The 13,818-nt window shown below is 54.9% G+C and carries 11 protein-coding genes and 1 pseudogene; 9 read left to right on the forward strand and 3 right to left on the reverse strand.

From position 1 onward, the window contains the following. Positions 1 to 16: 16 nt before the first annotated feature. On the reverse strand, positions 17 to 988 hold the full coding sequence (locus tag ACR0IM_RS16540; protein ID WP_480642204.1) for a TRAP transporter substrate-binding protein: 972 nt from the start codon (positions 986 to 988) through the stop codon (positions 17 to 19). Between the two features lie 149 nt (positions 989 to 1,137). On the opposite strand from ACR0IM_RS16540, the gene ACR0IM_RS16545 reads away from it, so the two are divergent. Both ACR0IM_RS16545 and ACR0IM_RS16550 read left to right on the forward strand, forming a co-directional pair. After that, positions 1,138 to 4,764, forward strand: a complete 3,627-nt coding sequence (locus tag ACR0IM_RS16545; RefSeq protein WP_480682571.1) for a hydantoinase B/oxoprolinase family protein — start codon at positions 1,138 to 1,140, stop codon at positions 4,762 to 4,764. Next, positions 4,761 to 6,167 (forward strand): Glu/Leu/Phe/Val family dehydrogenase, encoded by a 1,407-nt coding sequence (locus tag ACR0IM_RS16550; protein WP_480682572.1) that lies wholly within the window; start codon positions 4,761 to 4,763, stop codon positions 6,165 to 6,167. The genes ACR0IM_RS16545 and ACR0IM_RS16550 overlap by 4 nt, the downstream gene beginning before the upstream one ends. A gap of 81 nt (positions 6,168 to 6,248) precedes the next feature. On the opposite strand, the gene ACR0IM_RS16555 is transcribed toward ACR0IM_RS16550, so the two are convergent. Beyond that, on the reverse strand, positions 6,249 to 6,737 hold the full coding sequence (locus ACR0IM_RS16555; RefSeq protein WP_480682613.1) for a GNAT family N-acetyltransferase: 489 nt from the start codon (positions 6,735 to 6,737) through the stop codon (positions 6,249 to 6,251). On the opposite strand from ACR0IM_RS16555, the pseudogene ACR0IM_RS16560 reads away from it, so the two are divergent. The 6 genes and pseudogenes from ACR0IM_RS16560 to ACR0IM_RS16585 all read left to right on the forward strand — a co-directional run. Next, positions 6,703 to 6,795, forward strand: a pseudogene (locus ACR0IM_RS16560) (IS6 family transposase); the annotation flags it as partial. The gene ACR0IM_RS16555 and the pseudogene ACR0IM_RS16560 sit on opposite strands and share 35 nt — an antisense overlap. Positions 6,796 to 7,159: 364 nt before the next feature. Then, positions 7,160 to 7,780 carry a glutathione S-transferase family protein gene (locus tag ACR0IM_RS16565; protein ID WP_480594609.1) on the forward strand — a complete coding sequence of 207 codons (621 nt, stop codon included), beginning with the start codon at positions 7,160 to 7,162 and terminating at the stop codon, positions 7,778 to 7,780. A 36-nt stretch (positions 7,781 to 7,816) separates the two neighbouring features. Continuing rightward, positions 7,817 to 8,485, forward strand: a complete 669-nt coding sequence (locus tag ACR0IM_RS16570) for a cupin domain-containing protein (RefSeq protein ID WP_480594608.1) — start codon at positions 7,817 to 7,819, stop codon at positions 8,483 to 8,485. A gap of 3 nt (positions 8,486 to 8,488) precedes the next feature. After that, the gene (locus ACR0IM_RS16575; RefSeq protein ID WP_480682573.1) at positions 8,489 to 9,172 is read left to right on the forward strand and encodes an SDR family NAD(P)-dependent oxidoreductase; all 684 of its coding nucleotides are present in this window, start codon (positions 8,489 to 8,491) and stop codon (positions 9,170 to 9,172) included. A gap of 3 nt (positions 9,173 to 9,175) precedes the next feature. Then, positions 9,176 to 10,237 (forward strand): flavin monoamine oxidase family protein, encoded by a 1,062-nt coding sequence (locus ACR0IM_RS16580; protein WP_480682574.1) that lies wholly within the window; start codon positions 9,176 to 9,178, stop codon positions 10,235 to 10,237. 6 nt (positions 10,238 to 10,243) lie between these two features. After that, positions 10,244 to 10,807, forward strand: a complete 564-nt coding sequence (locus tag ACR0IM_RS16585) for a TetR/AcrR family transcriptional regulator (protein WP_480682575.1) — start codon at positions 10,244 to 10,246, stop codon at positions 10,805 to 10,807. Positions 10,808 to 12,112: 1,305 nt separating this feature from the next. On the opposite strand, the gene ACR0IM_RS16590 is transcribed toward ACR0IM_RS16585, so the two are convergent. Then, positions 12,113 to 13,039 carry a LysR substrate-binding domain-containing protein gene (locus ACR0IM_RS16590; RefSeq protein ID WP_480642198.1) on the reverse strand — a complete coding sequence of 309 codons (927 nt, stop codon included), beginning with the start codon at positions 13,037 to 13,039 and terminating at the stop codon, positions 12,113 to 12,115. A 111-nt stretch (positions 13,040 to 13,150) separates the two neighbouring features. Here ACR0IM_RS16590 and ACR0IM_RS16595 point away from each other — a divergent pair, with 111 nt between their 5' ends. Then, the gene (locus ACR0IM_RS16595; RefSeq protein WP_480594601.1) at positions 13,151 to 13,807 is read left to right on the forward strand and encodes a pyroglutamyl-peptidase I; all 657 of its coding nucleotides are present in this window, start codon (positions 13,151 to 13,153) and stop codon (positions 13,805 to 13,807) included. Positions 13,808 to 13,818 lie beyond the last annotated feature (11 nt).

The following is a 13,818-nucleotide window of genomic DNA, read 5'->3' on the forward strand; positions in this document are numbered from 1 at the left end:
AGTGTATTTTGCGGTCTTACTGATTGTAGGCGTCAAGGATTGCTGCACCCGCCTCGCCGGACGATGCGGTCCATTCCTCAAGCATTTCGGTGCCAATGGCTTGCAAACCGCTCATCAGTTCGTCGGTCGGCTGCTGCACGTCGATCCCGTTCTCAGAAAGGGCCGCAGTTTGTGCGTCGGTTTCTGCACGGCTCATCTCCCAGCCGCGGGCTTCGGCAGCGGCAGCAGCTTCCAAAACACTCTGTTGGGTTGCTTCGTCCAGGCGACGGAAGGCGCGTTTGTTGACGACAACGATGTTCTTGGGAATCCAGGCCTGAATATCGGTGTAATTGGACAGAAAATCCCAAGCCTGTGAGTTTACACCTGTGGATGGCGACGTGATCATCGCTTCAACTCGGCCCGTGGAAAAAGCCTGCGCGATGTCAGGAACCTCGATTTGGGTCGGAGCGGCGCCCGCCATGGATGCAAAGGTTTCCAAGGTCGAGTTATATGTGCGGAACTTTAGCCCCGCCAGACCTTCGACTGTTGGGATTGGCTTGGTTGTGTAAAGACCTTGCGGCGGCCATGGCACAGCGTAGAGAACCATAATCCCCTGCTCGTCCAAAAGGCTCTCCACAACCGGCCGTTGGGCCGCCCAGAGACGTTTAGCGTCATCGTAGTTCGTCGCAAGAAACGGCAGCGAGTCAACGCCGAAAGCGGGGTTGTCGTTGTTCAAAAGCGAAAGGAAGAACTCGCCGGCTGGAACCTGTCCGCTGCGAACGGCCTTGGAGATTTCCGGGTGCTTAAACAGCGAACCCGCCGAATGCACTTTGATGTCTAGCGCACCATCCGTCGCTTTTGCCACGTCAGCGGCAAACTGATTGATGTTTTGGGTATGGAACGTGGCATCAGGATACGGCGTTGCCATGTCCCAGGTTTCGGCAAGAAGGCTTGTCGACGAAACGGAAAGCGCAATCGCGGCACCACTCAAGAACTTTACAAAACTCATTTGGTTTCTCCCTGTTTTTGAGTTTATCGCAATATACTGATGTTACGTTGACACTTTGTCAATGTTTTACTATCGTAATTTCTGACGTGCCAATCCTGACATGTGCATCTGTCAGGAACTCGCTACCGCAAACCCAGGGAGAGACTTCGATGAATTCAAACGATAACAGAGCGTTATGGCAGTTCTGGGTGGACCGTGGCGGCACATTTACCGATATTGTTGCGCGTAAACCTGACGGTTCACTGCAATCGCATAAGTTGTTGTCAGAGAATCCAGAACGCTACAAAGATGCAGCTGTTCAAGGGATTCGCGAGCTTCTGGAACTGGAATCTGACGACGAGATTCCCGGTGGTATCATTGAGGCCGTAAAAATGGGGACCACGGTTGCCACCAATGCGCTGCTTGAGCGTAAGGGTGATCGAACAGTTTTACTGATCACCAAAGGAATGCGTGATCTGCTTCGGATCGGCTACCAGAACCGACCCAAGCTTTTCGATCTGGAAATCGTGCTTCCTGAGCTTCTCTATGATGAGGTGATCGAAGTCGAAGAACGGCTGGATGCGGATGGCACCATCGCGACGCCGTTGAATTTGTCACAGGTGCGAACGGCGCTCAGCGCCGCATATGGCAAAGGCTTCCGCTCTGTGGCCGTCGCCTTGATGCATGGGTATCGCTTTCCCGAACATGAAAAGAAAATCGGTGATATGGCGAAACAACAAGGTTTCAGCCAGGTCTCACTCAGCCATGAAGTCAGTCCGCTAATCAAGCTGGTTTCCCGCGGCGACACTACAGTTGTGGATGCATATCTGTCCCCCGTCCTGCGCCGGTATGTCGAACAGGTCAGCGACACCTTAGGAGCCGGTCGAGGTGGCTGCAACTCGTTGATGTTCATGCAGTCGAATGGCGGCCTGACTGATGCGGGCCTGTTCCAGGGTAAGGACGCCATTCTATCGGGACCCGCCGGAGGTGTCGTCGGTATGGTGCGCACCGCGGAAGAGGCCGGCTTTGACAAACTGATAGGCTTTGACATGGGCGGCACCTCGACGGACGTTTGTCACTATGCAGGTGAATACGAGCGGTCGTTTGAGACAGACGTTGCTGGCGTGCGAATGCGTGCCCCTATGATGAGCATTCATACGGTTGCTGCTGGCGGAGGATCGATCCTCAGTTTCCGACAAGGCAGGATGCAGGTCGGGCCGGAAAGTGCCGGTGCCAACCCCGGACCTTCCAGCTACCGTCGTGGCGGACCTTTGACCGTTACCGATTGCAACGTTCTGCTTGGAAAAATTCAGCCGAGTCAATTCCCAAGCGTGTTCGGCCCGGACGGAAACGAACCGTTGGATGTGGCAGCGGCCCGTACCAAGTTCGAAGAGCTTGCAGCCCAGATTTCGGTCGAGATCGGCGAAGCGCCCAAAACACCAGAAGAGCTGGCCGAAGGCTATCTGCGCATCGCAGTTGAGAATATGGCCAACGCGATCAAAAAGATCTCTGTGCAGCGTGGGTATGACGTCACCAAATACACCATGAACTGCTTTGGTGGGGCCGGTGGGCAACACGCGTGTCAAGTTGCCGATGTGCTTGGTATGGAAAGCATTTACATTCACCCCTTCGCGGGCGTTCTGTCCGCCTTTGGGATGGGGTTGGCCGATATCCGGGCAATCCGCGAGCATCAGTTCGCCAGCTCGATTGCCGACCATGTGAAGGCCGGGAAAGTACTCGCCGGCCTTGGTGCAGCCGCACGAGACGAAGTGCTGCAGCAGGGCATTGACCCTTCGAAAATTAAGCTGATGTATACCGCACAAATTCGCACCCCTGGCTCACATCAGACGTTGCTGGTTTCGTTTGGCGATCAAGAAACGATGCAAGCTGCGTTCAATGACGCCCACCAACAACGCTTTGGGTTCGTGCCTGTATATGATGATCTGGTCATTGATCTTTTGACGGCCGAAGCTGTTGGTGCAACCGGTGAAAGTGTGGCCCCGTCGCAGAACGGCACGACTGAATTCGGGAACCATACCGCCCGCATGTTTACCAAGGGCGCGTGGCAGGATGTGCCACTGGTCATGCGAGAGACAATCCAGCCTGGTGATAGGGTATCCGGTCCAGCAATTATCGTTGAGCCAACCGGCACCAATGTTCTGGAGCCGGGTTGGAATGCCGAAGGTCTTGCAGGTGGAGGGGTGACCTTGCGCCGTGTCGAAGCCATCAGCCGAGAAGAAGCCATCGGCACGAGCGTCGATCCAGTGATGCTGGAAGTGTTCAATAACCTGTTCATGTCGATTGCCGATCAGATGGGCGCGACGCTTGCCAACACTGCCTACTCTGTGAATATCAAGGAGCGTTTTGACTTTTCTTGCGCAATTTTCGACGCCAATGGCGACTTAGTCGCCAATGCGCCGCACGTTCCGGTTCACCTGGGCTCTATGTCTGAAAGTGTACGGACGATCTTGCGTGAGAACGAAGGCAAAATCCGACCTGGCGACGTGTTTATGATGAACAACCCCTATAATGGGGGGACACATTTGCCCGATGTTACCGTGATCACTCCGGTTTTCGATGATCGCGGTGAGAAGATTATCTTCCTGACGGCGTCTCGCGGACACCATGCGGATATCGGTGGCAAGACACCCGGATCGGCACCGCCTGACAGTCGCCACATTGATGAAGAAGGTGTGCTGATCGATAACTTCCTGCTGGTCGAACGCGGTACGCTGCGTGAGGATGCGACGCGCGCGCTTCTAGCATCGGGACGTTATCCGTGCCGCAATATCAATGAGAACATGGCCGACCTGGCGGCACAGATCGCGGCCAATGCCACCGGCGCGATGGAGCTTGGCAAGATCACCCGTCAGTTTGGACTGGAAGTTGTGCAAGCCTATATGGGCCACGTACAGGACAATGCCGAAGAAAGCGTGCGCCGGGTTCTGGATGTCCTAAAAGACTGCGAATTCACCTATCCGTTGGACAGCGGTGCGCAAATTGCTGTCAGTATCAAAGTCGACAAGGATACGCGCAGTGCCTTAGTCGACTTTGAAGGCACCTCATCGCAGGATCAGTTCAACTACAATGCTCCGTTTTCAATCTGCCGCGCGGTTGTCCTCTATGTTTTCCGGACGCTTGTAGGTGCAGACATCCCAATGAACGAGGGCTGCCTGAAGCCGATGGACATCCGCGCCCCAATAGGGTCGATGATCAACCCGAACTATCCGGCGGCTGTGATCTCGGGCAACACTGAGGTCAGCCAAGCTATCGCGGATACGCTTTTTGGTGCACTTGGGGTGATTGCCGGATCGCAAGGGACCATGAACAACTTCGTCTATGGCAACGCGCGCCTGCAAAACTACGAAACCATTTGTGGGGGTACTGGCGCCGGAGACGGCTTCGCCGGGGCTAGCGCGGTTCACAGCCATATGACCAATACCCGAATGACGGACCCAGAGGTTCTGGAAAGCCGTTTTCCCGTACGTATCGAAGAGTTCTCGATAAGGCAGGAATCTGGCGGCAATGGATACTGGCGGGGCGGCAACGGGATTACCCGCAAGCTTCGTTTCTTTGAAGAGATGACGGCAACCGTCTTGTCCTCACACCGGCAAGTTCCACCACATGGAACCGCGGGCGGGGAGCCTGGCAAATCTGGGGAGAACCATGTCGAACGCAAGGATGGAACCATTGTCCCTCTTCGCGGGAATGACGAAGCGCTGATGGCTCCGGGTGACATCTTTGTCATGAAAACCCCGGGCGGTGGTGGCTATGGACAAAAAGGCGCCACTAAATGAGCAGTTTCCTATCTGACGTTGGCGCGATGTTTGACTCGGCCGCTGGTTCGCTGGACCTTCCCGATGGTCTGGCCGAGAAAATCCGGGTCTGCAATGCCACCTACGTCACCCGTTTCGGGGTCCGGCTGAGAGGCAAAATGCACACCTTCACAGGCTGGCGTGCTGTGCATTCCACGCACAACAACCCAGCAAAGGGTGGTATTCGCTACTCTCTCCAGGCCGACCAGGAAGAGGTCGAAGCCCTGGCTGCGCTGATGACGTATAAATGTGCCTTGCTCGGCCTGCCGTTTGGTGGGTCGAAAGGCGCGTTGATGATCGACCCACGCGATTGGGAAGAGCACGAGTTGGAAAAAATCACCCGCCGGTTTGCGCAAGAACTGATCCGGCACGGTTTCCTGAATTCAGGTATGAATGTGCCGGCTCCTGACATGGGCACCAATGATCAAACCATGATGTGGATTGCGGACGAGTATCGTCGCCTCAAGCCGGATGACATCAACGGGATGGGTTGCGTGACCGGCAAACCACTTGGGGGCAATGGCATCGAGGGTCGAACCGAAGCCACCGGCCGTGGAGTCCAGTATGCAGTGCAGGTTTTCTTTGAGACGGCTATAGACGCTCAAAAAGCAGGATTTGGCGGCAATGATCTGGCTGGTCGGTCCGTTGTCGTACAGGGGCTTGGCAATGTTGGTTATCATGCCGCCAAGTTCCTGTCCGAGGAAGACAAGTGTCGGGTCACGTCGGTTATCGAACGTGACGGTGTTATTCGCAACCCGAGAGGTCTCGACATCGAGCGCCTGAAATCACATGTCATCGAAACGGGCGGCGTTCAGGGATTTGAAGGTGGCCACTTTGATCACGACGGAACCAAAGCCCTGGAAGATGACTGCGACATTCTCATCCCCGCCGCGCTTGAACGTGTAATCCACAGCCGCAATGCCGGAGCAATTCAAGCACGCTTGATCGTCGAGGCCGCCAATGGCCCCGTAACCTATGAAGCAGACAAATCGCTGCGCGAGCGCGGCGTGGTCATCATCCCCGATCTCTTCGCCAATGCAGGCGGAGTTGCAGTCAGCTATTTTGAATGGGTCAAGAACCTGACCCACATCCCTTTTGGCCTGATGGAACGCCGCTATGACGAGAAGGGCCACCGCACTCTGGCCCGCTCGCTGGAGATGATGACGGGGCAGGCTTTTCCCAAGGAGGCCGAAGCCGAGTTCTTTCATAGTCGCCGCGAAATCGACCTGGTTCGATCTGGTCTGGATGACATGATGCGGTCAACCTATGCAGAACTTTCGCGCGGTTGGAACAGCCCGAACAATCCTTCGACAGATCTGCGCACTGCCGCCTACAGCCTTGCAATCAATCGGATAGCCGAGGCCTACAGAGCCATCGGCATCTGACGTGGAGAGAGTGGTTTTCTCCAACCACTCTCATCTCAACAGTGTTCTCCGCAGTTACCTCGGTTGGAGCCCGCAACGAACCTATGCCTTCGAAAGGCAGTAGGTGGCATGATCCACGTGCTTACCGCTAAGAAATCCGGCACCGCGTTTGGTGCGTTTAAACACAAACCCCAGCCGTTCAGCTGAAGCGCGACTCTTTTGCTTCTCAATGGCAATACCAAGCGTCAACTGCTGGATTCCATCAGTTGCAAATACCAGCGCAATCAACTGCGAAACGCTGGCGATTATAAGTCCTTTGCCCTGTAAATCTCCTGCCAGCCAGTGACCGATCTCAGCCGATCCTTTTTCAGCATCAATCTCCTTCAGGCCAAGCACACCCAACAAACAGTTTTCGGCGAAAAGCCCAAAGTTGCAGGCCCGCGCATCGGCTTTATCCCGTTTGGAGTTCTGTATGAAGCTATAGGTGTCCGCCAGACAGGTCATGTGGGATACCCAGGGTAGCCAGAGACCAAGCTGAGCGCGGTTTGCATCCAGCAAAAGCGGGGCGATCACAGCTGGCATCAAAGGCATCAACAAAACGCTGAAGGGGATTGGTTGCCCGATCCCGATTGAGATGGTTGGGCGGAAATGCGACTTTGCACGTTCGCAGGAGGACTGAATTGATGCTTTATTACGAACCCGTACCAAGGGGCCCTGCTATCTCAATCGAACTATCGTGCCAGCTCGGGTTGAAAATTTTTTCAAGGAGATTGCAGCCGAGCGGAGAGTGCGTCGCCCAACCAGGTTTGGTGCCCCTGCCTATGGCGCAGACACCGATTCTATTGTGTCTAAGAACAAAATTGAAAAGTGTAACTTGGCCGGCGCAAATCAAGGATTTCGGCAGAAATACGCGAATTCCGCAGCTTTCTTTTTGGCAAGAAACGGAGTTGCAACAAAAACTACCTTCTGATAGGTAGTCTTTGAAAAACACGATTACTGACGGAGATGCACAAATGAAGATTTATGATACTGAAGGATTCCCAAACCCTGCCCGTATCCGTATCGCTTTGGCCGAAAAAGGCGTGACGGACAAAGTTGAGTTCATCCCTGTTGACGTAATGGGCGGCGAGCATCGCACGCCGGAATTCAAAGCCAAGAACCCTGATGCCGTTGTTCCTTGCCTCGAACTGGCTGATGGGTTCCACATCTCGCAGTGCAACGCGATCACCGAATACATTGACGGTGAATTCGAAGGCCCATCTTTGACCGGGAAAACTCCGAAAGAACGTGCCCGCATCTCGATGATGAACCTGCGTGCGGAGAACGGTTTGTTGAACGCAGTGGGCACCTATTTTCACCACGCCACACCCGGGCTGGGTCCCGATCTGGAGACCTATCAATGCGCGGAATGGGGCAAAAAGCAGAAAGAGGTTGCCGGTAACACAATGGCCTATCTTGACTCAGTTTTGGCTGAAAATGAGTATTTGGCTGGTGACAGTTTTTCGATGGCGGATATCACCGCTTTTGCCGGGTTGGCTTTCGCCGATTTCGCAAAAGTTGAAATTCCTGAGAGCCTGACCAACCTTCAGGCCTGGCGTGCTAAAGTTGCCGCGCGCCCATCCATCGCCGCCTGATCGAACTCTGCCATCTAAGTCGAAAGGATATCCCCCATGGAACTCAACTCGGACTTTTCCACCCGCGTCGTTGTTCACTCTGACCAGCTTGAGTGGCAGGCCTCGCCCATGAAGGGTGTGGACCGCCGCATGCTGGATCGAATTGGTGGCGAAGTCGCCCGCGCAACCACGATTGTGCGTTATGCACCGGGCAGTAAGTTTTCGGCCCATACCCACACGGGCGGTGAAGAATTCATCGTACTGGACGGTGTGTTTCAGGATGAGCACGGCGATTTTCCCGAAGGAACTTATGTGCGCAATCCGCCAACCACCCAGCATACACCCGGGTCGGAACCCGGCTGCACGATCTTCGTCAAACTCTGGCAGTTCGACATGGACGATCGCAACCAGTTCCGCAAAACCATGGCCGATGAACTAGCTGCACCGGTGAACGGCGTCGCCACTGCCACGCTGCACAAAGATGACCGCGAGGTTGTCACCTACAGCCATCTGGACGCCGGGGCTCAGATGACATCAAACGCTCCGGGCGGTATCGAGCTTCTGATGATCGGGGGATCGCTTACGTCGGGCGAGGACGTTTTGCAAAAGAATGACTGGCTGCGCCTGCCCGAAGGTGAGCCTTTAACCGCCATCGCCGGGCCGGAGGGCGCAAAGGTCTGGATGAAATCCGGGCATCTGCCATTTGCGCAACCACCGGCGGTATGACACATGGATACCTCTAAGTCTCTGGCGCTTGTCGCCGGTGCGGGGGCTGGCCTTGGCCAGTCTCTAGTCTCGCGGTTTCAGGCTGGCGGTATGACAGCCGTTGGCCTCGGGCGCACCCGGCCTGAAAATCCCGTTGGCAGCTTTCATGAACTTGATCTAAGCGACCCTGAGGCCGTCGGCCCGGTCATATCTGATCTGATCGCTACCTATGGCCCACCGAAAACTGTCGTTCACAATACGGCCGAACTGGTGATCGCACCCTTTCCCGAAACCACGTTGGAAGACTACCAGCGGACATGGACATCTATGGTGCAATCGCTTGTCATTCTAGGCCAATGCGTTTTGCAACCGATGGTGCGCGGCGGCGGTGGCACATTGATCGTGTCGGGGGCAACGGCGTCTCTGCGGGGTGGGCCGCGCTTTTCGGCCTTTGCATCGGCCAAGTTTGCTTTGCGTGGGCTAACGCAATCTCTGGCACGGGAATGTCAGCCCGCAGGCGTGCATGTGGCCCATGTCATTCTGGACGGTATCATCGACACCCCCCGGTCGCGTGACATGCACAGCCTAGACGCGTCAAAAATGATGAAGCCTGACGAGATTGCCGAGGCGTATTGGCAACTGGCGCATCAACCGCTATCCACATGGACGCATGAGCTGGATCTACGCCCGGCCTCAGAAGGGTTCTGACCGGTGCAGACGCAGACTCTGATTGTTGGTGCGGGGCTATCCGGGCTCAGCCTGGCAACGCAATTGGACGAGCAAGACCACGACTATCTGCTGGTAGAAGCACGGAACCGTCCGGGTGGGCGTGTCCTGACCGAGATGTTTGAGGGCGGCTATTTTGATATGGGTCCGGCCTGGTTCTGGCCCGGACAACCGCGCGTCGCTGCTCTGATAAAACGGTTCGGGCTGGATTGGTTTGAACAATACTCGATAGGGGCGTTTAGTTTTGAAGATGAAAACAGCCATGTAGAACGCGGTCGTGGATGTGCCTCGATGCAGGGATCCTATCGTCTCAAAGGCGGTCTGAGCGCCCTTACGGATGCACTGACCGCCGAGCTGCCTGACAATCGCCTTCTGCTATCTACACCCATCACTGCATTGGAAAAGTCGGCTCACGGCATCAACGCAACCACTCAATCGGGGCAAAAGATCCTTGCGCAAGCAGTAGTGTTGGCCCTTCCGCCTCGCATCGCAAGCCGGATCGCGTTCTCGCCAGCTTTGCCAAAAGAAACGCAAGCTGCCATGACCGGCATCGCGACATGGATGGCAGGTCGGGCCAAAGCCATGGCCGTTTACGATTGGCCATTCTGGCGCACAGCCGGGCTGTCCGGTGACGCCAGGAGCCGTGTAGGACCGATGGTGGAAATCCACGACGCTTCACCTGCCGATGGCGGACCTTACGCGCTGTTCGGCTTCATTGGCATCAATTCAACAGCGCGCCAAGACGAACACCGCCTGCGGCAGGCTATCAAGGAGCAGCTTTCACGGCTGTTCGGCCCTGAAGCTGCAGAGCCAAAAGCACTTTTTGTCAAAGACTGGGCCTTTGACCCGTTCACCTCTATCGAAGATGATCAACAGCCGCTATACGCTCATACGCAATATGGGCTGCCGCAGGCAATGACTCGCCTCTGGGATGGTCGACTGATCTTTGGGGGAACCGAGGTCGCGCGGCATTTTGGAGGATACATCGAGGGTGCCCTTGAAGCCGCAGGCGAAGCGGTAGCCTTGGTCAAGACAGAAAAGGTTTGAACGCGCATGACGGTTGATACCAAAACTGCCTTGCTGGATGTCGCCGAACGTGCGGCGCGTGCGCGCGGAGTTGATGGATTCAGTTATGCCGATCTGGCCGAGGCTGTGGGTATTCGCAAAGCGTCAATCCACTATCACTTCCCAACGAAAGCCGCCCTTTCAGCAGCCCTCATGGATCGCTATTACACGACACTTGAAGCAGCGTGCGAGCGTATCCGGGTGGATTATGAAACCGGGGCTAAGCAACTACTAGCTCTGATCGCGCTGTACCGGGACGCTTCGAATGATGGCAAGACACTGTGCCTTTGTGTGTCCCTGATCAGCAGCAGAGAGAGCTTGTCCGACGAAGTCATAGAAAAGATCCGCAGATTCCGCGCCATGATGGTCAGCAAGATCGAAGCGATTCTGAAGCTTGGCCAAGCGGATAATTCGATATCTGGGATCACTGATCCTGCCGCCGAGGCAAGGGCCGTTCTCGCATTATTGGAAGGCGCGCATCTGACCGCACGCGCAGAGGAGAATGTTGAGACATTCGATGAAGCTCTGGGTGTCTTGAAGTCACGCTGTTGATGTTGTGCGAAACTCGGCAACTCAGCTGTCACTGTGCCCACAGTTCCCGGACGCAGACATACTCGAGGTGGAATATCGGGGTTTCGTGCCCTTAATGTTGGGATATCCACAACCGACCACGAAGTGATCGCGCATTAACTAGCCGTATGAAAAATGGGCCATTTGCCCAATTCACGTATGGCCGCAACACAGTTCTTCCACAGGATTTACCGTCCTAATTTGGGGGCACAATCCGTCAATTGATGACACAGTCCAGAAATTGAAGGCACAAGTGATTGTTTTGCTCAACTTTTTGAAGCGAGTTTCCAGCAATTATGGACACCGTGATACTCAGCTCGCGCAACGACTCGGTGGAAAAGTCGCGATGGTTGCACTTGCTCCCCGCATCGCTTTCATCCGCCATCGGACTTGGGTCGACGGCTCCGTATTTCAGCCCGGCGCCGCTTCGAACAAGGGAATTTGAGACATATGTAGACGCCAAAAACGCAAGAGGTAATTTGATGGGTCTTTAGCATCGGTTCGGGTACTGACATGTGTTCGGCCTATTTCGCGGCCTAAGTAAATGCCGCTGGCCCGTATGGTGTTGGCGGATTCGGGCGAACTCAAAACCACGTGCTCGAAGCTCTCTGTCGCAAGCTGGTTTTCCCGACCCGGTCTCACGACCCTTTTGCCGTACCGTCCATTGTCCTCTTCCGTTTCCGCCGCCGCGCAGCTGCACACGCTTTAGGCTTGGGCAGCCGGAGCCCGGTATCCCGGCGCGGCGATCGTCATTTTCGAGGATTTTTCTATGAGGCTGCCACCGTTATCCCGATCCGCAGTTAAGCCGATTGTGACTGGGACCTCAAACTCCGTGAGAAGAACGGCTATTACCGCGCGGCGTTTTCCGTCGCGCACAAGCTGGCCGTCACAATGCATGCCATACTCGAAACCGGCAGGTTCTTCGAACAAAGAGCCGAAACGGCAGCGGGACGATATCACGGCTCGCGTTTAGCGTATGATAACACTTTGACGTCCTCACCGAGACATGAGCAGAGCCATTCCGCTGAAGGTGTTGCACCGCTGGATCAGCTGATTGCGCCATCTACATTTGGAAGGCGCCCCTCGCAGAACTCTATCATGCGGTGACCGATGTTTACCGCGAAAACAACCTTGCACCCGGCAACCGTTATTCAAAACGCAAAGTAACTGGGTCTAGGCTGTGCGATTAGACAACACCTTCACAACCCAGTCCGGTTCGCGGATAAAGGGAACACGATTGTGTGGCACCTTGGGCGTGCAAGATGATCTAAAATGTCTCTTTCGGCACTAGCCCTGCTCAAGGCTTTCGGTTCCATCGGTGAATCGCGAAAACTTTGAAGCAGCGGTTTTCAGGACGTTGACAAAATCCTCCAGTAGCTTTGAGGAAGGCAACCCCTCGGGCCGAGCGATCGTATAGGAATACTCAATACTGGGTTCAAAGCGTCGGGTGACTACTCCGTTGGCACGCCAGGGACCAGCGCCAAAGGGTTCGATAATACCAATTGCCAAGTTCTCCGCGATCATTGAATAGCCGGTATGAGAGCTCTGGATGCCGATATCGGACTTGTATCGAACGCCAGCTTCGTCGAGCACAATATACGTATCGTCCCAATTGACCTGTTGCTCCGGCAATATCCGCAGCACGTTTTCGCCTTCCAAATCCTTAGGCCTGATCACGTCACGCATCGCCAGTGGATGTGTTTCGTGCATTGCGCAGACGTGAGCGGCTTTGATCAATAACTCTTTCTGCATGCCCGGTAAGTCTGGAAACCCATGCGCAATCCCAAGAGTCGCCTGATGCGTTTGGAGTTTGAGTGCAATCTGCGTAAATGAGCCGGTCTCGATCTGGAAAGCCACAGAGGGGTGAGATTCGCGGAATTTTTTGACCGCCATGGGAATGACACTGGTTGATAAGGCGGGTGTCGCACAGATTTTTAAGTCACTCGGCCGCTCCTCCCGAATTTGTTTCGCCGCGCCATCAAGCTCTTCGATGCCAATATAAAACCGTTCAACTCCATCGTAGAAACGAAGCGCTTCTGGCGTTGGAAACAAACGTCCCTTGGTACGTTCGAACAATTTGAAATCTAGGTAAATTTCGAGATCTGCAATCAATCGACTGACCGCCGGTTGGGTCACAGACATCAAGTTTGCAGCTTGGGCCGTGGTCCCGGACTGCATGACACTACGGAAGGCTTCAATTTGACGGTGTTTCACTGCGGAAATCTCGTGTATAATATTTCGGCATAGATCAATGTATTAATATGACTTGAGATTATCAAGGTCGTTCGTCCATGGTTTCTGAAACTGAAAACCAAGGAAGTACGAATGGCGCATCAGCCGAAGATATTGGTGGCGGGTTATGGTCCCTGGGCTAAGGCGGAAAACAACCCGGCGGCACAGACCGTGGAGGAGCTGCGCAAGCGTGTTTGGCATGATTGCGATCTGAGCCTGCACGTCCTTCCTGTGTGCAGCACGAGCCTGACAGATAATGTGAAAACACTTCTTGAAGAGCAGTGCCCGGACGCATGGCTTGGGCTCGGAGTTTCGGACGCAGGAATCATCGAGGCTGAAATGGTCGGCATCAATTGGCGACATTTCTCTGTTCCTGATGTGGCGGGCAAAAGCTATGAAAGAACCCCGATTATGACCTCTGGACCTGACGCCTACAACGCGACGCTTCCCAACGAAGAAATGGTCGATGCGATCAATAAAGCGGGCATACCTGCGGCGCTGTCCTTTCACGCGGGCACCCACCTTTGTAACCAGATGCTCTACACTACAGCGCATTTGGTTCACCAACGGGGCATGCCTACTTGGCACGGGTTCATTCATGTGCCCCAGACCCCCGCAAACATCGCCATGACAAAACGCCGTGAGGCGAAAGTACCCTCGATGAGTTTGGCCATGATCACCGATGCCGTCGCGATCTGCATCGGTACGCTGAGCCGTCAGCTCTCCACACAGCGATCGCTCTTCGTATAAGGATCACGGCA

The organism is Ruegeria sp. BF6, assembly GCF_056538665.1.

Bases quoted from the DNA above. Each gene is read 5' to 3' on its own strand.
- ACR0IM_RS16550 (WP_480682572.1), top strand. From the start codon at position 4,761: ATGAGCAGTTTCCTATCTGACGTTGGCGCGATGTTTGACTCGGCCGCT.
- ACR0IM_RS16545 (WP_480682571.1), top strand. From the start codon at position 1,138: ATGAATTCAAACGATAACAGAGCGTTATGGCAGTTCTGGGTGGACCGT.
- ACR0IM_RS16565 (WP_480594609.1), top strand. From the start codon at position 7,160: ATGAAGATTTATGATACTGAAGGATTCCCAAACCCTGCCCGTATCCGT.
- ACR0IM_RS16540 (WP_480642204.1), bottom strand. From the start codon at position 988: ATGAGTTTTGTAAAGTTCTTGAGTGGTGCCGCGATTGCGCTTTCCGTT.
- ACR0IM_RS16575 (WP_480682573.1), top strand. From the start codon at position 8,489: ATGGATACCTCTAAGTCTCTGGCGCTTGTCGCCGGTGCGGGGGCTGGC.
- ACR0IM_RS16555 (WP_480682613.1), bottom strand. From the start codon at position 6,737: ATGCCTTTGATGCCAGCTGTGATCGCCCCGCTTTTGCTGGATGCAAAC.
- ACR0IM_RS16595 (WP_480594601.1), top strand. From the start codon at position 13,151: ATGGCGCATCAGCCGAAGATATTGGTGGCGGGTTATGGTCCCTGGGCT.
- ACR0IM_RS16570 (WP_480594608.1), top strand. From the start codon at position 7,817: ATGGAACTCAACTCGGACTTTTCCACCCGCGTCGTTGTTCACTCTGAC.
- ACR0IM_RS16585 (WP_480682575.1), top strand. From the start codon at position 10,244: ATGACGGTTGATACCAAAACTGCCTTGCTGGATGTCGCCGAACGTGCG.